Below are 23,430 nucleotides of genomic sequence, written 5' to 3'. Positions count from 1 at the left end.
GTACCGGCAGCGCGCGGAGGCCAGCTACGCGCGGAACATCCCCGACCGCGCCACCCGGTCTGATGCGGCGACGGGACAGCCGATGGCCGAGGCGCCGGGGACGCCGCGGCCATCGACCACCCACCCGTCCCTGATCAGCCCGTCGGCAGGACGGCCTGGCCCTTGCGGTAGTTCCTGCCGCCGCCGTCGGGGGTGTAGTTGTTCTCGACATTGCCCGCCGAGTCCACCGAGAACCAGTGGATCGTCGTGCCCGCCCCTACGGTCAGGGTCTCGCCGCCCTCGCGGATGCCGGCCGAGCCGTAGCGGGTGGACGAGTAGGTGGGCGCGCTGCGGTCGAGGGTGTAGAAGATCGCCGCCGGTTCGCTGACGTCGAACGTCACGTCGACCATGCCCGGGGTCGAGCTCGGGGTGACCGACAGGCCACTCTCGGGCCGGGTGTGGTCCTTGTCGAAGTCCCGTGCCACCCGCATCAGCTCGACCAGGCCGTTGGCGAACTCCATCGTCTCGGCGTGCGCCTCGTCCCACTGCGGCTGGAAGGAGGTGCCGACCTCGAAGTTCCAGGCGTAGATGCCGTACTTGTACCAGAGCATGTCGCCGGAGTTGCCGGCCGCCGAGTAGAGCACGTCGGAGATCGGGCCGGTGCGCGCCGGCGTGACGGCCAGGTTGCGGTGCCGCTTGATCGCGGTGAGGATCCGCGACGAGGCACCCCAGAACGCCGACTCCTCGGCGAGCGTCGGCCGCGGCGCCGAGACGCGGCCGGGCGAGGCGTACGCGCCCGGCGACCACATGAAATAGTTGCCCGAGGAGTGCAGGTTCATCGAGAACCTGATGTTCGGGCGGGCGGCCAGCCAGTCCAGGTTCCGGTTCTCCGGTTCGGACAGCTCACTCGGCCCGGCGTAGATGCCGCTGGTGCAGCTGGTCGACGCGCCGGAGTAGCCGTCGAAGAGGCTGTACTCGGTGTAGTTGCGGTTGTTGTCCACACCCCACGAGTTGCGGCCGAGGAAGTCCGCCGCCCCGGTCTGCGGGCAGTGGTTGGTCATGTTCTTGCGCTGCCAGTTGAAGTCGTAGAACGAGTAGTGCCCGCCGTCGGGGTTTATCGACGGCGCGATCCAGATGTCGAGGTTGTTCAGCAGCTGCTTGGTCCGCCCGTCGTGCGCGTAGTTGCGCAGCAGCCGCTCGGCGGTCTCGATGGTGACCAGCGGCGGCACCCACTCCCGGGCGTGCTCCTGCGCGTACGCGAGCACGCCCAGCTTGGAGCCGTCGCGGTGCTTGCCGATGCGGATCGCGTACACCGGGTGCGGCTCGCGGGAGACGGTGGCCGGCGCGCTCAGGCCGTCGCTGAGCGCGGTCCGCGGCGCCGGCGCGACCACGCCGGTGCCCGGGCTGCCGCGATAGGTGTACGCGCGGAGCAGCGACCCGGCCTGCGCGTTGAGCGCGGCGACGACCTGGGCGGCGGTGCTGGTGACCGCGCCGGCGGCGTCGGTTGCCAGGTTGACCCGGACGGCGGTGCCGGTCACGGTCACCGACAGCGCGGCGTTGGCGGCGCCGGGGTCGGCGAGTTCGACGGAGATGTCGTTGCCGCCCTCGTGGCCCCAGGTGAGGGAGTCGACGGCGACCCGGCTGCCGGTGGCGGCGCCGAGCACGGCCTGCGCGTGGCGCCGGTAGCCGTTGGTCCGGTAGGGCAGCTCGACGATCTCGGCCAGGTGCGGGAACTCGGCGGCCAGCTGGTGGATCCGCCCGTACAGCTCGGTGGGCGTGAGATAGCTGGTGACGAAGTCCTTCTGGTAGCCGGGGCCCTCCGGGTCGGTGTCCGGGATGGGCAGCCATTCCTTGACCTCGGCGACGGCGATGTCCCCGGTGGGGCTGGTGATCCGGATGCGGTCGGGGCGGCTGGTCACCGTCGACGCACCGCGGTGGTAGAGGTAGACACCGGCGTCGACGAAGCGGGAGATCGTCTGCGTCCCGCCGGAGCCGATCTCGGTGCCGGGGCCGCTGTCCCGCTCGACGGTCAGCGCGGTGGTGGCCGTCTGGCCCTGCGCCCACTTCGCCTCCACCGACAGCACCTGGTTGGCTCCCGAGGTGTAGTAGTCCGCGCGGATGATCTTGATGTCGGAGACGTCTGGGGCGGTCGCGACCGCCACCGAGAACGCCCGGTTCTCCGCGACGTGCTCGGCGATGGTCGCCTCGCGCTCGGCGACGCGGGCCTGGGCGTCGGCGGGTCGGTGCACGACCTCGCCGAGGGTGAAGCCGGCCGCGGTCAACGTCGCGGCCTCGCCGGCGGTGATCACGGCGTGCGCCACCACGCCGTCCTCGGTGCGTTCGACGTGGTGATCGAGGTCCACACCGGTGGCGACGAGGGCATCGAGCTGGGCGGTGTCGGCGAGCAGGACCTCGACGACGTTCGCCTCCTCGCCCGCCACCCGGCCGGGGTCAGCAGGGGGTGCGGTGTCCGGCGCCCCGGCCGAGGCCGGGCTGACCAGCAGCACCACGGCCAGGGCGCCGGCCAGCGCGGTGGGCAGGCGGCGTCGCCACCGGGGACGTGGGGAATCAGGCATGGTGATGTCCGTCCTTCGGTTGATCGGCATGGGTGGCCGATGAGGTGGCCCGAGAGGCCCGCCCGGGGTACGCGGCTCCGCCCGGTTGGTCGCGAGCGCCGGCTGCGGAAACGGCAGCGCCGCGACAGGGTGAGAGGATCTCGTCGGCTCGGCGCCACCGCATCGCCGAAGTGCGGAGGCGCCGCCGAACCGGTGAACGGGAGGTGGTACCGGTGACGGTCGGTGGACTGAGCCAATCCTCAGCGTGGGCAAAGTGGTCTGTCAATACCTCTGGTAAGGCCCAGTCCGGGGTTTCGGTCAGTTCAGTGCGGAGCGCAGGCCCAGTCCGACCAGGCGCGCGGCATCGGCGTTGATCTCGCGCGCGGCCCGCCAGACCGCCCGCCGCGCCGGCCTGGCCGTCCTGACCGCCGAGGCGTACGTCATGGAGGCCCACGCGCACGCCACCAGCCGCGACGAGAGAGCCTGCGCCGCAGCGCTGCACCACGTTGAGCAGGCCCTCGACCGGGCGGACCGCAGCGGCGACCCGCAACCCCGTCGTACGACAGTTCCTCAACCGGGTCGACGCGGCGCTCGGCACCCGACGGTGACGGTTACAGCTCGCCGCGCGCCTGGCGGGCGACCAGCTCCAGCACGGCGATCACCGTTCCTGCGCCGACGATCTCGCCCTTCCCGACCAGCTTCCGCGCCTCGCTGAGCGGAATCCAGGCAATCTGCTCCGCCTCGTTCGCATCCATCGGCGTACCCATGTGCTTCGCGCTACGTGCCAGAAACAGCAGGTTCTCCGCGTCCGCCGTCCCCACCCACGGCTGGAACGTCAACAACGGCTTCACCTCATGCGGACGCCAGCCCGTCTCCTCCTCAACCTCCCGCACCGCGCACACCGCCGGCTCCTCCTGGTCGTCGACGTAGCCGCCCGGCAACTCCCACCCAGCGGTCGAAGACGAAACGGTGTCGGCGCATCAACAGCAGGCCAGCCTCGTACGCGGACTCGCGACCCCCGGCCCCACCGACGGGCCGGGGTGCCCAGGCGGCCGCGTCGGCGGCGTAGGGGCCCCGCCCGGTCGGGACGCCGGGGCGCCGGGTCGCACCGCCGTTACCGACCCCATTCGGCGGGGCGCGCCACCAGCGTGGCGAGCTTCTTCGGGGCGAGCAGGCAGTAGCTCTCGGTGAGCAGCTCGCCGACCTCGGCCCAGTCGACCGTGTCGTCGAGGACCATGCCGAGGACGTCGGCGCCCCAGTCTGGCTTGAAGAACGGGTGGCCGCTGGCGACGAGCGCGTGGATCTCGTCGACAGGCGACCGGAACGTCAGGACGCAGATCGGCTCGTCGGTCGCGGCGGCCCGCGCGTACGCCATCTGGTGGTCGGGGTCGACGGTCAGCACGTGGGCGAAGGTCCGCTGGCGGATCCGCCAGCGGACGCCGACCCACGCCGGCTCCTCGTAGGTCTCGGGCAGGCCGCGGCAGATCGGCCGCAGCCGGTCGAGGAACTCGGGTGGGACGTCTCCGGGCGCACTCACGTCCGGCACGCTAACCGGACCGTCCGACACTTCCGCCAGCGTCCGGCCGGGTCGCCGCCCGCACCGCAGTGGCCGGTCAGCCGGACTTGCGGGCGGCCGCGCTGTACTCGGAGGTGGAGGTGGTGTCGTTGCCGTCCGGTCGCCACCGCGAGCAGGTCACCAGCCCTCAGGGCTGCTGGTGAGCAGTGCGCGGGCGTGCACCACAGCCGGGCGGAGTGCGGGACGCTGGTGTCCAGCACGCTCGCCGGGCCGCCGACGGGAAGGCGCGTCGGTCACCGGGTCTTCCTTGGTCGCGGCCGGGTGGCCGGGACAACCTAGGACCGGCCACCCAGGACCACAACACCCTCCCCGCCCGCCCAGGCGGGCGGCGGCGCCGGTCAGGCGATGCGGCGGATCCGGCGGATGGCGAGGACCAGCAGCAGCACCGCCAGGGCGACGAAAATGCCAGTCTCGATGGTCTGGAACAGCCAGTACCGGCTGCCGGGCTGGTAGAGCTGCCAGTTGTAGGCGCCCGGCCCGAGGCCGAGTTCGGCGCCGCAGGCCCGCCCGTCCGGCCCGCTCGCGCCGGGTGGGCAGATCACCTGGGCATTGGGGGCGACCATCCGACCGGAGGCGTCATGGACACCGCTGGAGAGGATCCAGTCCCCGCCGGTCGGGTCCGGCTCGCCGGTGCCCTGCACCGGGTAGGTGAGTTCGCGGGCGGGCAGATAACGGGGCCGGGCCAGGGTGGCCAGGGCGACGCGTACGCCGACGAAGCCGACCAGCGTCGCGGCCATCGCGGGAAGCATCCGGGGCCAGACGGTGCCGGCGAAGATGCCCAGCGCCACCGCGAAGAGGGTGTACCCGACCGGTGCCACCCCCTGCATGTCGAAGAAGAAGGCGTCGAACCGGTTCTGCCGCCAGCCCTGGTTCAGCGGCGACACCCACCAGGACACGCCCAGCCCGTAGCCGACCGACGCGACGAGCGCCGCGGCGCCGACGAGGCCGAACTTCACCAGCGCCCACCGCCGCCGGCTGACGCCCTGCGTCCAGACGAACCGGTGGGTGCCCTGCTCCACCTCCCGGGCGACCAGCGGAGCGCCCCAGAACAGACCGACCAGCAGCGGCAGGACCAGGAACAGGATGCCCGCCAGGCTCACCGCGCTGAACTGGTCGTAGAACTGGTTGAAGGCCCGGTTGCAATTGCTCCCGGCACCGGCGTCACCCGCCCGGGCCACGCACTCGGGCAGCCCGTAGTCGTTGAAGGCGGTGCGCATGGCCAGGCCGGTGACGACCATCAGCGTGCCGATGACCGCGAGCCCGGCCAGGGCGAACAGGGCCTCTCTGCGGTGCTGCCGCCAGGTCAGCCAGATCATGCCGGAACCCCCCATGCCGCGTGGTTGGTCTGCGTCTCGCCGTCGACGAGGTAGGCCAGGATGACGTCTTCCAGGGCCACGTCGTGTTCGGTCCACAGAGGATCGGTGACGGGGCCGTCGGTGCGGACCAGCAGGGTCGACTGCCGGTCGGTGTGGCTGCCCCGGACGATCTCCGCCACGCCGGGGATCGGCGCGCCGTCGTGGCGGGGGCCGACCAGCCGCCGGTGCGCGGTGACCAGGTCGTCGACCGCACCGCCGAGCCGGACCTGGGCGGCGTGCAGCACGATCAGGTGGTCGCAGACCCGCTCCACGTCCGCCAGCAGGTGCGAGGAGAGCAGCACACTGGTGCCGGTGTCGGCCACGCTGCCCATCAGGGTCTGGAGGAACTCCCGCCGGGCGAGCGGGTCGAGACTGGCCACCGGTTCGTCGAGCAGCAGCAGCCTCGGCCGCTTCGCCAGGGCGAGGGCGAGCGCGACCTGGGCGCGCTGCCCGCCGGAGAGCTTGCCGACCGGCTTGCCGGGTGGGATGCCGAGGTCCGCCAGGCGGGTACGGGCCAGGGTGGCGTCCCAGCGGCGGTTCAGCCTGCCCCCCATGGTGATCAGTTCGGTCGCGGTGAAGTCCCGGTACAGCGGAGTGTCCTGGGCGACGAAGCCGACCTGGGCGAGGACCGCCGGGTTGTGGTGCGGCGGCTCGCCGAGCACCCGCACCACCCCGGCGTCGGGTCGCGACAGGCCCACCGCCAGGTGCAGCAGGGTGCTCTTGCCCGCTCCGTTCGGGCCGACGAGCGCGGCGATGCGGCCGGCCGGTAGGCGCAGGGTGCAGTCCCGCAGCGCCCACTGTCGTCCGTACCTTTTGCCGAGCTGGTCGGTTTCCAGCACTGCCTCCATGATGTGTCCTCTCATCCTGCCGACGCGGATTGCCTGGCTGGCCCCTCGACCGGGAGCGACGCCCGCATGGTCGTCTCCACCAGGGCGGTGATGTCCTCGGGCGTGAGCCCGGCCGCCTGTGCCCGGTGCAGCCAGGCCACCAGGTCGTCGCGCAGTTCGGCCTGGTTGGGCAGGGAGGCCCCGGCGAGGGTGCGCGTGACGAAGGTGCCGACCCCCGGGCGTCCCTCGGCCAGACCCTCGATCTCCAGCTCGCGGTACGCCTTCAGGACGGTGTTCGGGTTGATGGCCAGCGCCTGCGCCACCTCGCGCACCTTGGGCAGCTGGTCGCCGGGGGCCAGCAGACCCACCCGAAGGGCCTGCTTGACCTGCTGCACGAGCTGCATGTACGTGTTCACCTTCGACCGGCCGTCCAGCACAAACTCGATCACTCGCCGCAGCCTCCCCTATTGTCCTACGCAAGTAAGACTATAGGACAGGTCGGCGCCGCCGTGTCGCCACCCCGGGCGACCAAGCCCCGCCGGTGCGCCGGTGGCGCGGGGAGGCCGTCGGACGACAGGACGGATCAGCCGGATTCACGAAGAAGGTCCGGCAGATCCCGGTTTCCACTAGTGTGAGGACTGCTCGCACAACCCCATCCAGGGCGGTGGGCGCGGCCTGGCGCAACTCGAGCGAGGTGTCGGTGCTCTCCCCACTCCTGCGGTCCCGGTCCGGCGCGCGACCCCTGATCGCGGTCTGCCTGGCGTTCGCCGCCGCGTCCCTGGTCGCGGTGCCCACCACCCTCGACCTCGGCTGGGACGAGGCCGTCTACGTGAGCCAGCACGGCCGCCACGCGCCGGCGGCGTTCATGAGCGCCCCTCGCGCCCGGGGCGTGACCCTGCTCGTGTGGCCGGTGGCGTCGTGGCTCGATTCCACGGTCGCGCTCCGGCTCTTCCTCACCGCCACCGCCGCGACGTCGCTCGGGCTCGCCTTCTGGGTGTGGTCCCGGGCGACCCGGCGGCCCGGCACCGCCGCGATCGCGGCCGGGCTGTACGCGAGCCTCTGGACCGTCCTGTTCTACGCGAACGCGGCGATGCCCAACCACTACACCGCGATGGCGGCGCTCGCGGCGGTCGGGGGTTTCCTGCTCGCCGCAGCCGAGCCGGCCCGACGCGGGGTGTACCTCGGGCTCGTCGCAGCCCTCGCGGTGGCCGCCCTGATGCGCCCGGCCGACGCCTTCTGGCTCGGGCTCCCGCTGCTCGGCGCCACCGCCGCCGTGCCGGCGTTGCGGCGGTGGCGGCTGGCCACGGCGGTGGTCGGGGGCCTCGCGCTCGGCGGCGTGCCGTGGGTGGTCGAAGCCGAACTGCGCTACGGCGGGCTCCTGGAGCGCATCCGGCAAGCAGGACACGTGCAGGGCGGGACGACGCTCCGGTTCTCCCTCGGGCACGCGATCAGCACCCTGGACGGGCCGATCCTCTGCCGCCCGTGCGACAGCCCCGTCCGGTGGCCGGCGGTGCTGTGGTGGCTGGCGCTCGCGGCGCTCGTCCCGCTGGGGATCCTCGCGGCCCGCCGGGCGGGCGCGGCACGGCCGGCGTGGCTGGCCGTCGCGGTCGCCGCCTCGATGGCCTTCCCCTACCTGTTCCTGATCGGATACTCGGCGCCCCGCTTCCTCTTGCCGACGTACGCGTTGGCTCTCGCCTGCGCCGCGCCCGGGCTCGCCGCGCTCCTCTCCACGGCCGCCGGCCGATGGCGGCGGGTCGTCGGCGCCGCGGTGGCGGTGGGCTTCGCCGGCCATCTCGCCATCCAAGCCGGCATTTTGCACCACGTCGTGGCGGAACAGGTCAGGGGGCGCGGGGACTGGACCCGCCTGGTCGAGACGCTGCGGTCACACGGGGTGCGACCGCCGTGCGTGATCTCCGGCCACGAGGCCATCCCGGTCGCCTACCACGCCGGGTGCCGGGCGTTGGAGGACCGGGGGTTCAACCGCAACGCCACCACGGCGCAGCTGCGGCAGGCCGCCGCGACCGGGCCCTTCGCGCTGCTGGTCAAAGACTCCGCTCCACCCGAGTGGGCGGCGGGCTGGCAGCGGGTGCCGGTACCGGACCTGACCACCTCCGGCTGGGCGGTGTACCTGCCACGGTCGCCAGTGACACCGGACTGACCGGCGGGGCCCCGCGCCGCGGTGCCGGCGATCCGCTGCCCGGCCGAGCGGAACGCCGCCACCGGAGCCGGCTACCCCACCCTGGCAGCCCGGGCGCGGCGCAGGATCACCACCAGCACGCCCAGCGCCACCACCTGGAGTGCGGCGGTGACGGCGACCAGCAGTGGCACCGAGACGTCGTACAGGCCACCGGCCAGGGCACCGCCGGCCGCGGCGGCGACACCGACCACCGCACCGAACACGCCGAAGGCGGTGGCCCGGCGGCCCGGTCCCACCAGGTCCGCCACCGTCGCCTTCACCGTCGACTCCTGCACGCCCAGCACCGCGCCCCACACCAGCACGCCCGCCACGGCCACCCCGACCGTGGCGGAGAAGGCCAACGCGGGAACAGCGGCGGCCGCGACCGGCAGGACGACCAGGACCACCACCCCGCGCCGGTCGTACGCCCAGCCGGTGAGCACCGCGGCCGCCGCGTCCACCACCATCGCCGCCGCGTACAGCACCGGCACCGCCGAGGCGGGCAGCAGTCCCCCGGTCACCAGGTGGAAGGAGAGCACCCCGAACGTGGCGAACCCGGTCATGGTGAGCCCGGCGAACGCGGCGTACAGCCAGAAGGTGCCCGGCAGCCGGGTGACCTCACCGGCGTCGCGCCGGCGCGGCGGCGTCCTCCGGGCCGGCGTGGCCGTGCCGCCCTGTTCGTACCGCTCCGGGCGCGGGACCCGGATCCGCAGCCACACCACCAGGGCGAGCGCGAGCGCCCCCGGCACCGCGAGCATGAGCAGCGCCGGCCCGTAGTCGCCGCCGGTGCCCGCCAGCACGGCGGCGACCGCGAGCGGCCCGACCAGCGCACCGGCCTGGTCGAGCGCCTCGTGCACCCCGAACCCGCGTCCCCGGCCGGTCACCGCCGCCGCCTGCGACAGCAGCGTGTCCTTCGCCGGTTGCCGGATGGCCTTGCCGACCCGCTCCGCGATGATCAGCGCGCCGGCCACCCAGAGCACCGAGGCCAGGCCCAGCAGCGGGACGCTGACGACGGTGAGGGCGTACCCGGCGATGGCCCACGCCCAGAAGCGGCCGGTCCGGTCCGCCAGCGGCCCCGACACCAGGCGCAGCACCAGCGCGGACGCCTCCCCCACGCCGGTGACCACCCCCACCACCAGCGCGCTCGCTCCCAGGTGGGCCAGGAGCGGGCCGGTGATCGACCGGGCGCCTTCGTAGACGACGTCGGCCAGCATCGCCACCACGCCGAACCACACCACGAACCGCCATGCCGACAGGGGCAGGTCGGCCGCACCCGGGCGGCCGGTCGGGGTGCGCTGGGAATCCGGTGCCATCCCCACCAGTCTGCCGTCCGGGCGGCGCACCTCGCGGCGGCGCCGGGATTCCGAGGGCGGCGCGCGGGACGTTTGCCTGCCGGTGCCCCGGGGAAGACCCGCGGCGGGCCGGTCCGGTCTGACGCGGCTGACCGCGCCCGGCCGTCGCCGGCGATCCGATTCCCTGGCAGATCCCGAGGAGGAGCGAGGATGGCCGACGGAACACGGAGGGCCACCCCGGCGGGCAGCAGGCCGACCGGGGCCAGGAAAGCCACCGGGGCGAAGAAGGCGCCGATGAAACGCGCCGCGGCCGCGAAGAAGGTGGCGACCGCCACGAAGCGGGCCACCGGAGCGAGCGCCGCCAAGACCCCGGGCGAGAAGCCGACCCCGACCACCGCCCGCGCCGCGCGGAAGAAGGCCACCTCCGCCACGGCGGCACCGACCCGCAAGCCGACCGCGAAGGCCACCGCCGCCAAGAACGCGCCGCCGACGAAGGGACCGGCCGCGAAGGCGCCCGCGAAGAAGGCCACGGCGAAGAAGGCCGCCGCCGCGGCGCGGGAGCGAAGGATCACGGAGACCAGGGCGCCGGCGAGGAAGGCGACCAGGATGGAGTCGTTCGACAACCGGCGTACGGGCCGCCGGGCCGGCTGAACCACTCGGCGTGGACCGGCCGCTCCGCCGACCGGGCCCACGGCGCATCCTCCGAAGCGACCGCCGCCGACCCGCCGTCCGGAGGCGGCGGGCCGGCGCACGGTGGTGCCGGGTGCGAAGGTGTTCCCTCCGCACCCGGCACCTGTGGCGCTACAGCTCCCGCACCCGGACGTTGCGGAACTCGACCAGGTCGTTGCTGCCGTGGTTCTGCAACCCGACGAACCCGCTGAGGAACTGGCGCAGGTCCGTCGGCGGGTCGCCCTGGCGGGACGACGCCTTGCCCGGCGTGTTGTCGAACTCGTTGATCACCACGCCGTTGCGGATGATCGTGTAGTGCTGTCCGACCACCCGGACCTCGTAGTCGTTCCACTGGCCCTTCGGCGTCACGCCCGCCTTGTCCAGCCCGATCGGGTCGAAGTTGTAGACCGACCCGGTCTTCTGCGGTTCGCCGGAGGACCCGTCGTAGATCTGGATCTCCTGCCCGCAGTAGATGGCCACCCACGCCTGGGAGCTACGGGCCGAGCCGACCGTCCCGCAGCCGCCGGCCGGCCGCTGCTCCAGCGGGATCCGCGGATCCGGGAACCGGGTGAACACGCCGCTGTTGCCGTGCACACCCTCAGCGGAGACGTCCCGGAACTGCATTCGCAGCGAGAAGTCGGCGAACTCGTCCTTGGCGTACCACAGCATGCCCAGGCCGCCGGAGCTGCGGATGGAACCGTCGGGCCGCAGGGTGAACGACCCGCCGGGCGCCTGCCGCCAGTCGGCCAGTGACTGCGCCGTCCCGTCGAACAGGGGCCGGTACCCGCTGGTCTTGCCGATCTCGGACTGCGCCGCCGCCCGGTTCAGCGTCGACGACTCGCGGTTGTCGACGACCCCGGCCGAGCGGAGTTCGGTGACCACGTCGGCGACGTGGCTGACGAACTGGCCGTGGTTGGACCACCCGCGCTCGTCGTCGATCAGGTCGTTGATCGTGCAGTTGCCGCCGGCCTGCCGGTTGGCCACACCGGTGTCGGTGTCGAGCAGCCGTACCGTCGGCCGGGCGTCCGGCGCGGCGCACCCGACGACGACCTCGATCTTCCCGGTGGCCACCTCACCGTCGGCGTAGGTGACCTTCACCGTCGCCTGGTACGTGCCGTACTTCGCGTAGGTGTGGGTCGGGTTCGCCTCCCGTGACGGCGCGCTGCCGTCACCGAAGTTCCACTCCCACGCCACGCCGCCGGTCCGGGCGCTGGAGAAGGCGATCGTCCTCGGGTTGCTCTGCGCGACCGCCCGCGCGGTGGCGTCGCTCGGTTTCGGCGTGGCCGGGCCGCCCTGGTAGGCGACGCGGATCAGCTTCTGGTTCGGGTGCAGGCTGAAGAACCCGCCGGCGTAGTCGAGCAGGTAGAGCGCGCCGTCCGGGCCGAACTTGGCGTCCATCCAGGACTGGAGCTGGGTGCCGCCGCCGCCGGAGCGGATGATGCTGCGCAGGTCCTCGCCGAATGCCGGGGGCCCGCTGCTGGCGACCTTGGTCGGATCGACGGTGACGGCGACCCGGTTGTTGGCGTTGGACTGGTCACCGATGAACCACTTGTTGTCCCAGTACGCCGGCCACGCCACGCCGCTGTTCGTGTCGACCTTCTCGCGCTGGTAGGTCGGCCCGTTCATGATGGCCTGGCCGCCGCCCTTCAGGTACGGCTGGGTGAACGTCTCGTCGCCGAGCCGGTAGGTCGGCAGGCCGCTGCCGTCGGCGCGCTTCGGGTAGACCGGGCCACCGCCCTGCGGCGAGTACCAGATCATGTTGTCCCGCGCCGGCGGGATGTCGACCAGGCCGGTGTTGCGCGGCGAGGTGTTCTTCAGGTTGTCGCAGTCGTACCAGCCGGTCAGCTGGTTGGCGTCGGTGTTGCTGCGGTCGCGGTAGGGCTGCCGGTCGCCCATGCAGTACGGCCAGCCCTGGTTGCCGGCGGAGGTGATGATCGTGGCGGTCTCGTACTTGGCCGGGCCGAGCTCCGGGCTCGGGCCGCCCGCGTCCGGGCCGACCCAGGCGGCGGTCAGCCAGTCGTTGACCGGGTCCCAATCGATCCGCGCGATGTTGCGGACGCCCATCACGTAGATCTCCGGACGGGTCTTGCCGCCGCCCTCCTCCTTGCCGGTGAACAGGTTGCCCTCGGGGATGGTGTACGTGCCGTCGGGCTGCGGGTGGATGCGGAGGATCTTGCCGTTGAGGTCGTTGGTGTTACCCGAGGTGCGGCGGGCGTCCTGGAACGACACGCCCTTGTAGTCCTGGGTCCAGTTGTTGCCGGAGTAGCCGTTGGAGCCGCCGGAGGAGTTGCTGTCACCGGTGCCGATGTAGAGGTTGCCGTCCTCGTCGAAGGTCATGCCCCCACCGGCGTGGCAGCAGCTGTGGATCTGGGTGTCCCAGCGCAGCAGGTCCTTGCGGGTGCCCTGGTCGATCGTCTGCTTGGCGGCGTCGTAGGTGAACCGCGACACCGTCCGCTGGCCGATCCGCTTGTCCCGGTCGATCGACTCGTGCGGCATCCAGTAGACGTAGATCCAGCCGTTCTGCGCGAACTTCGGGTCGAGGGTGATGCCGACCAGGCCCTCCTCGTTCTTGACCAGTTCGCTGCCGCTGCCCCGGTTGCCCATCACGGCGAGGGTGGTGAGCAGCTTGACCTGCTTGGTCTTCGGGTCCCAGCGGTGGATGGTGCCGCAGCCGAGGCCGACCTTCGGGTCGTCCCAGTTGGTGATCGGCCCGGACGGGCAGGCCGCCTTGCCGATGTAGAAGACCGTGCCGTCGGGGGCGATGGTCAGGCCGTGGGGCTCGCCGATCTGGTCGAGCTGCCCGGGCTGGTTGGTGGCGGTGAGCCGCTCGATGCGGTAGTTCGACGCGATGGTCGCCTGGCAGTCACCGCGGACCATGCCGGTGCTCCACTTGATGCCGCCGAGCAGGTGGCTGTGGAACTGCTTGTCGCTGGTCCAGCTGGCGTCGGTGCGGCCCATGCCGGTGTAGAACGACCGGCCGCCGTCGTAGTCCTGGCACCAGGAGATCGGGTGGAACGCGCCGTTGCCGCTCAGACCCGCGTTGTACGTCCCCTCCTCCACCTGTGCGATCGTGTGCACCCGGCCGAGCGGGCTGGGATCCCAGTTGATCCACTGGTCGGACCGGGTCCAGGTCAACGGCAGGCCCTCGTTGGCCGGGTGCTGGCGGTCGGTGAGGTCGACCACGGCCCGCTGCACCCTGCTGTCCGGCGCGGGTCCCGCGTCGGGGCCGATCAGCCACAGCTCGGCCAGCTGGACCAGCGGCTCCCCTCCGTTCTGCGTGACGTTGAGCCGGTAGTGCTGGTACGCCTTGCTGTTGGTGAAGGTGAACTGCCGGGTCTGGAACCGCTGGGGGAAGCTTTCCCCGCTGCGGGTGTCCAGGTCGGTCCAGGTGGTGCCGTCCTCGGAGCCCTGCAGGGTCCAGTTCCTCGGGTCCCGGCCCGGGAAGTCGTTGGCCGAGGTCAGCGCGTAGCGGCTCGCCGCCACCGGCTTCTCCAGCTTCGCCGCCAGCCAGCCGGTCGGGGCGAACGTCAGCCACTTGGTGCTCGTCGACCCGTCGATCGCCTTGGCGGCGGTCTCGTTGGGCGGGTTCTCGCCGCTGGCCGTGGCCGAGACGGCCTTCTCGGCGTTCGGCAGGCTGGTGGCCGGGCGGGTGCCGATCAGGCCGGTGAACCAGGCGGAGCTGGGCTGCGCGCGGGCGGCGTCGTGGACGCCGACGAACCCGCCACCACCCTTGACGTACGCCTGGAACGCGGCCTCCTGGGCATCGTCGAGCGTCACCCCGTTCGCGGAGAGGAACACCACGCCCCGGTAGCGGGCCAGGTTGCCGACGGTGAAGACTCCCGGGTCGGCGGAGACGTCGACGGAGAAGCCGTTCGCCGTGCCCAACTCCTTGATCGCGGCGGCGGCTGTGGCAACCGGGTCGTCCTGCTGGTCGACCGGGCCGTGGAAGACCAGTACCTTGACCGCCGCCGCGGCCTGCGCGGCCGCCGCCGGCGCGGGCGCCGGGCTCGCGGCGTGCGCGGGCAGGGCCAGCAGGCCGAGCGCCAGCGCGGCGCTGGCGGTGAGCGCACCCGTGCGGCGGGCGGTGTGGCGGCGGACGGCGGGTGGTGGGGAGGCCGTGACGTCGGCGGGGCGACGTCCGAGCCATCGGGATAACCGGGAACGGCGTTGCTGAGCCATCTCGACTCCTTCACAGGTGAGGTGTGGCGGAGGTGTGGTGTCCGAGCGGTGGTCGGGTGGCGGTGCGGTCAGTCGGTGGTCGGTCGGCGGACCGCTGGTGGTGCGCGGCCTCGGCGGTGGCTGCCGGTCCGGTCAGCTCCTGTCGGGCCGGCAGCCACGGGGCCGTCGTTCGGATGCCGGCGGTCAACCGTGCTGGTGTTGTCCGGTGCCGGTGGCGGTGCCGGCACCGGCGGTGGTCGCCGGGTGGGAGTGGTGGTCGTGGCCCGGGGGCATCGCCCCGGACTCGTCCAGGACGTGCAGCATCGTCGACATGCCGGCGTCGGAGTGGAACTGCATGTGGCAGTGCAGCATCCAGTGCCCCGGCCCGACCGAGTCGCCGGCCACCACCTGGAACCCGAACGAGTCGCCAGGGCCGAGCGATTTGTTGTCGATGATCGGGACGGAGTCCGCGAAGGGGTGCCCGTTGCCGACCACGCCGGTGCGCGTGTCCGCCCAGGAGTGCCCGTGCAGGTGGAAGGTGTGCATCTCGTTGCCGATGCCGATAACGATGAACTCGACCTTCTCCCCCTTACGCGCGATCAGGCAGGTCGGGCCCGGCCGCGGGTTCTGCCCGTCGCAGGTGTCGGTGTCCACGCCGCGACGCAGGTTGATGCTCTGCCGGTCACCGAAGACCACCGGATAGGTGCGGTCCGGCTTCGGGTCGCCCGGCCGCCGCACCACGAGCCCGCCGAAGAGCCCGACGCCGAGGCCCTGGGTGCCGTGCGGGCCGCCCACCACGTGGTCGTGGTACCACCAGTACCCGGCCGTGCCCTGCGCCCCGGTCCGGTTGTTGCGCTGCTGCGCGAACCAGGTGTAGGTCCGCGACTCGCCGGGCGGGACGAACGAGGCGCTCTGCACGGTGCCGTCGGAGAGCTGGGTGTACTTGACCCCGTGCACGTGCAGCGAAACGCCCAGCGGGTGGTTGGCGTCGGTGCGCAGCTGGGCCAGGGTCGCGGCGGGCACCTGGTTGTGCAGGGTGATGGCCAGGCACTCGCCCTCCATCATCTCCATGGTGGGGCCCGGGTAGGAGGCCGTCTCCGGGGTGAGGCCGTAGCCGAGCCGGATCTGGGTGCCGTCCTTGGGCAGCTCCACCGCGTACAGCTGGATGCTGCGATCCGGCTTGGCGCAGCCCTCCGGCCGCTCGGCGAAGAAGGCGCGGGTGCCGCCGGCGGCCGCGAATCCGCCCGCGCCGACGACGGTCAGCAGCACGATCGCCGCCACGACCAGCAGCCGGGCGGTGCCCGACCCCCGGTGGCCGGGCCCGTCGGCCGCGCCGGCATCGGGTAGCCGCCAGGCCGGCGCGGTCACCGGTCACCCCGCAGCTCGACCATGCGCCGGTAGCTGCGCTCCGCCGCGCCCAGCGAGCCCGGCGGGTTGGGTTGGGCACTCGGCCCGGTGTCCTGCTCCCACAGGTAGGTGAACCGCCCCCGGCCGTCGAGCTCGCTGAAGAACTCGGCGAACGGGATGACCCCGGCGCCGAACTCGACGTCGGAGTAGGAGTTGCCCTGCTGCGGGTCGGGCAGCGGGACACCGTCCTTGACGTGGAACAGCGGGAAGCGGTGCGGGTGGGCCTTGACGTAGTCGGCTGGGCGGAAGCCGGGGTACTTGCGGGCGCCGCCGTACGCCCACAGGATGTCCATTTCCAGGTAGACGTACCGCGGGTCGGTGAGCTCCAGGAACAGGTCGTACAGCCGCACGTCGGGCCGGTCGACCGCGAAGCTGAACTCGATCGTGTGGTTGTGCTGGTAGAGCTTGATGCCCCGGGCAGCGGCGGCGGCGCCCCACGCGTTGAACTCGGCCGCCGCGGCCCGGTACCCGTCGATGGTGCGGTTGCCGGTGGGCGCCTGGGCGGTGCCGATGGCCGGCATGCCCAGGGTCTCCGCGACGTCGAGCTCCCACTCCAGGTTGGTGCGGAAGTTGTTGAGCCCGCGGTGGCTGCCCGCCGCCTTCAGCCCGTTGTCGTCGAGCAGCCGCCGGATCTGCGCCGGGGTGATGGCGCCGACGCCGCCCTGGGTGTAGCCGGCGAACTCCACCTCCCGGTAGCCGATGCGGGACAGCTCCTCGAAGACCGCCGCGAACCCGACCTGCGCGACCTTGTCCCGGACGCTGTAGAGCTGGATGCCCATCTGGCCGCGCGGGATCAGGTGCCCGTTCGAGTCGCCGGACGCGGTCGCCGGCAGCGCCCCGGCGAGGCTCGCCGCGCCGACCGCGACCGTGGAGCCGGCGAGCCCGCGCAGTAACGCTCGACGGTCGATCCTGTTCTTCGCCATGGTGTGGTTCCCTTCGCTCGGTCAGCAGCAGCTGCTCGGGGTGGCGGACGGTGTCCCGTTCGGGCAGCACGGGGAGAGCGGCGCGATGCGGACGTTGCGGAAGCTCACGACGTCGGCGGCGCCGTGGTTCTGCAGGCCGATGTGTCCGCTGGCGTGCTGGCGTCCCGCGCCGCCGGGGTCGTCGGCTCGGGGCGGGCTGAACACCGCGTCCGGGGTGTTGACGTACTCGTTGATCAGCTCGCCGTTGCGGAAGACCGAGTAGTGCTGCCCCACCACCCGGATCTCGTAGTCGTTCCAGGTGCCCTTCGGGGTGACCCGCGAGCCGGCCAGGTCGACCCGGTCGAACCCGTACACCGAGCCGGTCTTGTACTGGTCGCCGTCGGGCCGGTCGTGGATCTGCAGTTCGTGCCCGTACTTGATGGCCACCCACTCGGGGCGGGACTCGGCGGGGTGCCGGTGCACGTCGGGGAAGCGGACGAAGACCCCGCTGTTGGCCCGACCGGCGCCGGGGGCGTCGTCGCGCCACTGGAGCTTCAGCGAGAAGTCGCCGTACGCCGTGACGGGGAACCACAGCATGCCGAGTCCACCGACCGGGCGGCTGGTGATCGACCCGTCGGCGTTGCGGGTGAAGCCGCCCGCCCCGACCTGCTGCCACCGGGCGAACGACGCCGCCGAGGCGTCGAGCAGCGGCTGGTAGCCGGCCTTGCCGTCCGGCTTGCCGACGCCCGAGCGGCCGGCCGCGCTCACCAGTCGGCCGTGCTCCTTGTGGTTGATCACGCCCAGGTGGTGCAGGTGCTCCGCGACCGCCCCGACGTGGGTGACGAACTCGCCGTGGTTCGGCCACGCCCGCTCGTCCTGGATCGCGTTGTTGATGGTGCAGTCGCCCTCGACGACCCGGTTGGGTACGCCGCTGTCCACGGTGCCGAGCCACACCGTCGGCCGGGTGTCCGGCACCGGGCAGGGCTGGGGTCCGCTGGCGACCACGGTGAAGGTGACCGACGCGGTACCCGAGGTGTTGCCGGCCTTGTCGGTGGCTCGGTAGCTGAGCGTGTGCGGGCCGGCCTGGTTGACGGTGACCGGCGCGGAGTAGCGGGCGTACGGCTGCCCGTCGAGGGAGTACTCGATCCGGTCGACCCCCGAGCCGGCGTCGGCGGCGGACAGGATCACCGTGGCGCTGCCGAGGTACGCGCCGTCGTCGTCGAGCTGGCCGGAGAGCGCGGCCGTCACGGTGGGCGGCGTGGTGTCCGGCGCCGGCGGATCCACCACCGTGAAGGACACCTGCTGCGCCGCCGAGGTGTTACCGGCCTTGTCGGTGGCCCGGTAGCTCAGCGTGTGCTGGCCCGGCTGGTTCACCGTCACCGGCGCGGAGTAGACGGCGTACGGCTGCCCGTCGAGGGAGTACTCGATCCGGTCGACCCCCGACTCGGTGTCGGTGGCCGACAGGGTGACGGTGGCACTGCCGACGTACGCACCTGCGTCGTCGCGCTGACCCGACACGGCAGCCGTCACGGTGGGCGCCGTGGTGTCCGGCGCCGGCGGATCCACCACCGTGAACGACACCTGCTGCGCCGCCGAGGTGTTACCGGCCTTGTCGGTAGCCCGGTAGCTCAGCGTGTGCTGGCCCGGCTGGTTCACCGTCACCGGCGCGGAGTAGACGGCGTACGGCTGCCCGTCGAGGGAGTACTCGATCCGGTCGACCCCCGACTCGGTGTCGGTGGCCGACAGGGTGACGGTGGCACTGCCGAGGTACGCGCCGTCGTCGTCGAGCTGGCCGGAGAGCGCGGCCGTCACGGTGGGCGGCGTGGTGTCCGGCGCCGGCGGATCCACCACCGTGAACGACACCTGCTGCGCCGCCGAGGTGTTACCGGCCTTGTCGGTAGCCCGGTAGCTCAGCGTGTGCTGGCCCGGCTGGTTCACCGTCACCGGCGCGGAGTAGACGGCGTACGGCTGCCCGTCGAGGGAGTACTCGATCCGGTCGACCCCCGACTCGGTGTCGGTGGCCGACAGGGTCACCGTCGCCGACCGCAGGTACGCGCCGTTGTCGTCCCGCTCACCGGTCACCGTGGCCGTCGCGGTCGGCGGCGTGGTGTCGGGCGCGGGCGGGTCCACCACTGTGAACGACACCTGCTGCGGCGCCGACGTGTTCCCCGACCGGTCGGTCGCCCGGTAGCTGACCGTGTGCTGGCCCGCCTGGTTGACCGTCACCGGCGCGGTGTAGGCGGTGTACGCGCCGCCGTCGAGGGCGTACTCGATCCGGTCGACGCCGGATCCGGTGTCGGTGGCGGACAGGGTGACGGTGGCACTGCCGACGTACGCACCTGCGTCGTCGCGCTGGCCCGTCACCGCGGCCGTCACGGTCGGTGGCGTGGTGTCCGGCGGTGGTGGCTCCACCACGGTGAACGACACCTGCTGCGCCTCGGACGTGTTGCCGGCCTTGTCGGTGGCCCGGTAGCTCAGCGTGTGCTGGCCGGGCTGGTTGACGGTGACCGGCGCCGAGTACGTGCCGTAGGCGCCGCCGTCGAGGGCGTACTCGATCCGGTCCACCCCCGAGCCGGCGTCGGTGGCCGACAGGGTCACCGTCGCCGACCCCACGTACGCGCCGTTGTCGTCCCGCTCACCGGTCACCGACGCCGACGCGGTCGGCGGGGTGGTGTCCGAGCCGCCGTCGGAGACGACCAGGAGCCCGGCCATCCCGCCGTGGCCGGGGATCGCGCAGAAGTAGCGGTAGGTGCCGGGTGAGAGCACCACGTCGACCGTCCACCGGCCGCCGTTGCGGTCGTTCGGGTCGGCGAGGATGTTCACGTCGACGTCGCTGTTGTACGCCGGGTCGCCGGTGTCGAAGGTGAGCGTGTGCTGCATACCGGTGGTGTTGCCGGTCGCGGCGCTGTTCTCGAACACCAGCGTCGCCGGGCCGGCGACGGCGGTGGTGGGCGCCGAGAGGTACGACAGGAAGTTGTCGCCGGCGGTCCAGGTGAGCACCTGGGCCTGGAGCTGCTGCGACGACGCGGCGGCGGTGGCCGCCGCCCGGTCGTCGCGGTCGACGGGGCGCGCGTTCGCCGGTGCCGCCGCCAGCGCGGTAGTCACCATCATCAACGCCGCCGTGGCGCCGGCCACGATCGATCTCCGGAGCCGGCGCACGGAGAGCCGGCCGGGCGGTGAGAACCCGTTCATGGATGCCTCTTTCACGGTCCCGAGGGAGAACACCGGCGGGCGAGCGTCGGCCCGTCGATGGCAGAAGTAGTCAGCGCTGCCGGATCCCGACGCCGCGGTGGCAGCGCGGGGACAGCGGGTGGCACCGTCCGTGGATGCTGGTGGTACGTCGTCACATGCCGCGCGAACCTTCGTTCGATCGGTGTACAACGTTGTAGTTGCCGCTCGTGGGCCCCTCCCTGACCGCACGAGGTCCTCGGCCGTGACCAGGTGTCACGGTCGTCCTGGGTGAACGGGATGTGCCTGATGACAGCGGCGAGCCGGATCGCACGCGGGATCAGGCGGGGTTCCGCGTCGGAGCTGACGGAGTGTCCGTAAGGGACGGGCATCGGTCAAACCGCGGCGCGTGCCCGCACCGGGGCGCTCGAGGTAGCGCCGACCTGCGTGCCGTCCCTGGTCCTGTCCGTGGCCACCGGGCGTGTTGCGCCGCCTGGAGTCACGGTCGAGATTCACCGCGCCGCCGGTTCATCTCCTTGAAACATATTGACGTACCCCGACACTACTAAGTTGGCTTCAACGTGTCCAGACCTTTCGTCGACGGCGGCGGCACTTTTATCCGTAGCGACGAAAGTTAGTAGCGTCGCAGACCACAACGGCGTTACGTGGGCCGTCCGTCCAAACAGGACAGCTGTGGTGCGACCTGTGATGTGACCCCGGAGGCGGACCTGTCCGGCGCCGACCCGGTTCCGCCTCCGCGGCCCGGCTCGGGGCAGGAGACCGTCAACGCGGGCACCGCCCGCGCCGTCAGCGCGGTCGGTGGGCGCCGCCCCGGAGGTGCGCCCACCGACCGTCGCGGCGTCGGCGTTACAGCGTCCGGGCGAGCCGGTCGGCGAGGATCCGGGTGAACCGGGACGGGTCGGCCAGCTCGCCCCCCTCGGCGAGCAGCGCCATCCCGTACAGCAGCTCGGCGGTCTCCTTCAGCGGATCCTCGGTGCCGCCCTGCTCGCGCGCCTTGCGCAGGCCGGCGACGAGCGGGTGGCCCGGGTTGAGCTCCAGGATCCGCTTGACCGGCGGCACCTCGTGCCCCATCGCCCGGTACATCTTCTCCAGGGTCGGGGTGATGTCGTGGGCGTCGCCGACCACGCAGGCCGGCGAGGTGGTCAGCCGGGACGACAGCCGCACCTCCTTGACGGAGTCGGCGAGCACACCGCTCATCCACGTGAGCAGGTCGGCGAAGTCCTTGCGCTGCCGCTCGCGCTCGACCTCCGCCTCCTTCTTCTCCTCCTCGGTGTCCAGGTCGACCTGCCCCTTGGCGATGGACCGCAGGGCCCTGCCGTCGTACTGGCCGACCCGCTCGACCCAGACCTCGTCGACCGGGTCGGTGAGCAGGAGCACCTCGTAGCCCTTGGCGCGGAACGCCTCCATGTGCGGCGAGTTCTCGATCATTGTGCGGGACTCGCCGGTGGCGTAGTAGATGTCGCTCTGGCCGTCCTTCATCCGGCTGACGTAGCCGGCGAGGTCGGTCGGCTCGCTCGCGTCGTGGGTGGAGGCGACCGAGAGGATCTCCAGGAGAGCCTCCCGGTTCTCCGTGTCGTCGACCAGCCCCTCCTTGACCACGGCGCCGAACTCGGTCCAGAAGGTCCGGTAGCGCTCGGGGTGGTTGGCCTTCAGATCCTTGACCGTGGCCAGGATCTTCCTGACCAGCCGACGCCGGACGACCTGGATCTGCCGGTCCTGCTGGAGGATCTCCCGGGAGATGTTCAGCGACAGGTCGTGGGCGTCCACCACGCCCTTGACGAAGCGCAGGTAGTTCGGCATGAGCGCTTCGCAGTCGTCCATGATGAAGACGCGCTTGACGTAGAGCTGCACGCCGCGGCGGCCCTGCGGGGAGAAGAGATCCAGCGGCGCGTGCGAGGGCAGGAAGAGCAGCGCCTCGTACTCGAAGGTGCCCTCGCCCTTCATGTGCACGACCTCCAGCGGGTCGGCCCAGTCGTGGCTCACGTGCTTGTAGAACTCGTGGTACTCGGCGGCGTCGACCTCGTCGCGCGGGCGCGCCCAGAGCGCCTTCATCGAGTTGAGCGTCTGCACCTCGCTGGTGGGCGCGCCGCCGTCCGCGCCGGGCCGCTCGATGGTCATCCGGATCGGCCAGGCGATGAAGTCGGAGTATCGCTTGACGATCTCCCGGATGGTCCATTCGGCGGTGTAGTCGTGCAGGTTGTCCTCGGCATCGGCCGGCTTGAGGTGCAGGGTGACCGAGGTGCCCTGGGGTGCGTCGTCCACCGGCGCGACCGTGTAGGTGCCCTCGCCGGTGGACTCCCAGCGGGTCCCGCCGCTCTCCCCCGCCCTGCGGGTGACCAGCTCCACCCGGTCGGCGGCCATGAACGCGGCGTAGAAGCCGACGCCGAACTGGCCGATGAGTTCCTGCGACGCCCCGGCGTCGGCGGACTCGCGCAGCTTGCGCAGCAGCTCGGCGGTGCCGGACTTGGCGATCGTGCCGATCACCTGCACCACCTCGTCGCGGGACATGCCGATGCCGTTGTCCCGCACGGTCAGCGTGCGCGCCGCCCGGTCGACCTCGATCTCGATGTGCAGATCGGAGGTGTCGACCGCCAGGTCCTTGTCGACCATCGACGCCAGGCGCAGCTTGTCCAGCGCGTCCGAGGCGTTCGAGATCAGCTCGCGCAGGAAGACGTCCTTGTTCGAGTAGATCGAGTGGACCATCAGCCGGAGCAGCTGACGCGCCTCGGCCTGGAACTCCAACGTCTCGGCCCCGTTGTTCACACCGTGTCCTTTCTCGTTGAGCGCGCAGAGAGCTTCGCGGAAAGGATACGAGTCGTCCCGGACGGCGAGACGGGGCCGCCCGCTCGGCGAACCGCTACGCATCAGCTCGACCAGCCGGTGCGGGTTGATGGCGCGCGGATGGGGCCGCCACGCCGGACGTCCCGAATGTCGGACCCACGATGAGATCTCTGATGCGTGTTATCCGGTTTGTCCCGGCCTGTGGTGGCCGGCGCCACGGCCGGGGCGGGCATGGTCCGGGGCCTCGCGTCGTTGTAACCCACGTAGCCGCACGACCCCGGACCGATCCAGGTCCCGGGACCCCGCCGGAATGCGTCTCCGGCCGGGACGGTTACCTTCCCGGGACGCCCGAGCAGGTCCACCCGATCGCCGGGCCGGCCCGTCTCTTCATCGCCCTTCACGTGGCACGGCCGCCGCACCCCCGCGGCGGTGCCGTAACCCCCGAACGAAAGGCTTTGATCATCATGCGTACCGACATTCTGCGCAAGACCGCTCTGACCGCTGCCGGCCTCGCCTTCACCGGCGGCGCCATCGCCGCCCCGGTCACCGCCGTCTACGCCGCCG

13 protein-coding genes and 2 pseudogenes are annotated in these 23,430 nt (G+C 72.1%); 3 read left to right on the top strand and 12 right to left on the bottom strand.

The window, feature by feature from the left end; all coding sequences use genetic code 11:
• Window positions 1–134: 134 nt before the first annotated feature.
• Window positions 135–2,555 carry a M14 family metallopeptidase gene (locus C1I99_RS01375; RefSeq protein ID WP_111132365.1) on the bottom strand — a complete coding sequence of 807 codons (2,421 nt, stop codon included), beginning with the start codon at window positions 2,553–2,555 and terminating at the stop codon, window positions 135–137.
• A 352-nt stretch (window positions 2,556–2,907) separates the two neighbouring features.
• Between C1I99_RS01375 and C1I99_RS33610 the strand changes: the two are divergent.
• A pseudogene (locus C1I99_RS33610) lies at window positions 2,908–3,084 on the top strand (XRE family transcriptional regulator); the annotation flags it as partial.
• 61 nt (window positions 3,085–3,145) lie between these two features.
• Here the strand turns inward: C1I99_RS33610 and C1I99_RS01365 are convergent.
• From C1I99_RS01365 to C1I99_RS01340, 5 genes and pseudogenes are all read right to left on the bottom strand, one after another.
• Window positions 3,146–3,524, bottom strand: a pseudogene (locus tag C1I99_RS01365) (NUDIX hydrolase); the annotation flags it as partial.
• Between the two features lie 124 nt (window positions 3,525–3,648).
• Window positions 3,649–4,071, bottom strand: coding sequence for an MmcQ/YjbR family DNA-binding protein (locus C1I99_RS01360; protein WP_111132364.1), 423 nt, complete (start codon window positions 4,069–4,071; stop codon window positions 3,649–3,651).
• Between the two features lie 377 nt (window positions 4,072–4,448).
• Window positions 4,449–5,426 (bottom strand): ABC transporter permease, encoded by a 978-nt coding sequence (locus C1I99_RS01350; protein ID WP_111132363.1) that lies wholly within the window; start codon window positions 5,424–5,426, stop codon window positions 4,449–4,451.
• Window positions 5,423–6,313 carry an ABC transporter ATP-binding protein gene (locus tag C1I99_RS01345; protein WP_111132312.1) on the bottom strand — a complete coding sequence of 297 codons (891 nt, stop codon included), beginning with the start codon at window positions 6,311–6,313 and terminating at the stop codon, window positions 5,423–5,425. Before C1I99_RS01345 ends, C1I99_RS01350 begins: the two co-directional genes overlap by 4 nt.
• 11 nt (window positions 6,314–6,324) lie before the next feature.
• Window positions 6,325–6,741 (bottom strand): GntR family transcriptional regulator, encoded by a 417-nt coding sequence (locus C1I99_RS01340; RefSeq protein WP_111132311.1) that lies wholly within the window; start codon window positions 6,739–6,741, stop codon window positions 6,325–6,327.
• Window positions 6,742–6,992: 251 nt separating this feature from the next.
• On the opposite strand from C1I99_RS01340, the gene C1I99_RS01335 reads away from it, so the two are divergent.
• Window positions 6,993–8,450 carry a hypothetical protein gene (locus C1I99_RS01335; RefSeq protein ID WP_199561874.1) on the top strand — a complete coding sequence of 486 codons (1,458 nt, stop codon included), beginning with the start codon at window positions 6,993–6,995 and terminating at the stop codon, window positions 8,448–8,450.
• Window positions 8,451–8,521: 71 nt separating this feature from the next.
• On the opposite strand, the gene C1I99_RS01330 is transcribed toward C1I99_RS01335, so the two are convergent.
• Window positions 8,522–9,706, bottom strand: coding sequence for an MFS transporter (locus C1I99_RS01330; protein WP_199561878.1), 1,185 nt, complete (start codon window positions 9,704–9,706; stop codon window positions 8,522–8,524).
• Window positions 9,707–10,054: 348 nt separating this feature from the next.
• Between C1I99_RS01330 and C1I99_RS32525 the strand changes: the two genes are divergently transcribed.
• The gene (locus tag C1I99_RS32525; protein ID WP_111132309.1) at window positions 10,055–10,411 is read left to right on the top strand and encodes a histone; all 357 of its coding nucleotides are present in this window, start codon (window positions 10,055–10,057) and stop codon (window positions 10,409–10,411) included.
• 150 nt (window positions 10,412–10,561) lie between these two features.
• Here the strand turns inward: C1I99_RS32525 and C1I99_RS01320 are convergent, their stop codons facing one another.
• From C1I99_RS01320 to htpG, 5 genes are all read right to left on the bottom strand, one after another.
• Window positions 10,562–14,608, bottom strand: a complete 4,047-nt coding sequence (locus C1I99_RS01320; RefSeq protein ID WP_111132308.1) for a ThuA domain-containing protein — start codon at window positions 14,606–14,608, stop codon at window positions 10,562–10,564.
• Window positions 14,609–14,791: 183 nt separating this feature from the next.
• Complete coding sequence (locus C1I99_RS01315) at window positions 14,792–15,955, bottom strand: multicopper oxidase domain-containing protein (RefSeq protein WP_111132307.1); 1,164 nt, start codon at window positions 15,953–15,955, stop codon at window positions 14,792–14,794.
• The gene (locus C1I99_RS01310) at window positions 15,952–16,917 is read right to left on the bottom strand and encodes a sugar phosphate isomerase/epimerase family protein (RefSeq protein WP_111132306.1); all 966 of its coding nucleotides are present in this window, start codon (window positions 16,915–16,917) and stop codon (window positions 15,952–15,954) included. The genes C1I99_RS01315 and C1I99_RS01310 overlap by 4 nt, the downstream gene beginning before the upstream one ends.
• A gap of 21 nt (window positions 16,918–16,938) precedes the next feature.
• Entirely contained in the window at window positions 16,939–20,088 is a 3,150-nt protein-coding gene (locus tag C1I99_RS33080) for an OmpL47-type beta-barrel domain-containing protein (RefSeq protein ID WP_199561873.1), read from the bottom strand.
• 843 nt (window positions 20,089–20,931) lie between these two features.
• Window positions 20,932–22,848 (bottom strand): molecular chaperone HtpG, encoded by a 1,917-nt coding sequence (htpG, locus tag C1I99_RS01300; protein ID WP_267897457.1) that lies wholly within the window; start codon window positions 22,846–22,848, stop codon window positions 20,932–20,934.
• Window positions 22,849–23,430 lie beyond the last annotated feature (582 nt).

It is taken from the genome of Micromonospora deserti, from assembly GCF_003236335.1.
Taxonomy (GTDB): Bacteria; Actinomycetota; Actinomycetes; order Mycobacteriales; family Micromonosporaceae; genus Micromonospora; species Micromonospora deserti.
The sequence above is the reverse complement of the archived record's forward strand: the minus strand, read 5'-3'. Positions and strand labels throughout refer to the sequence as shown.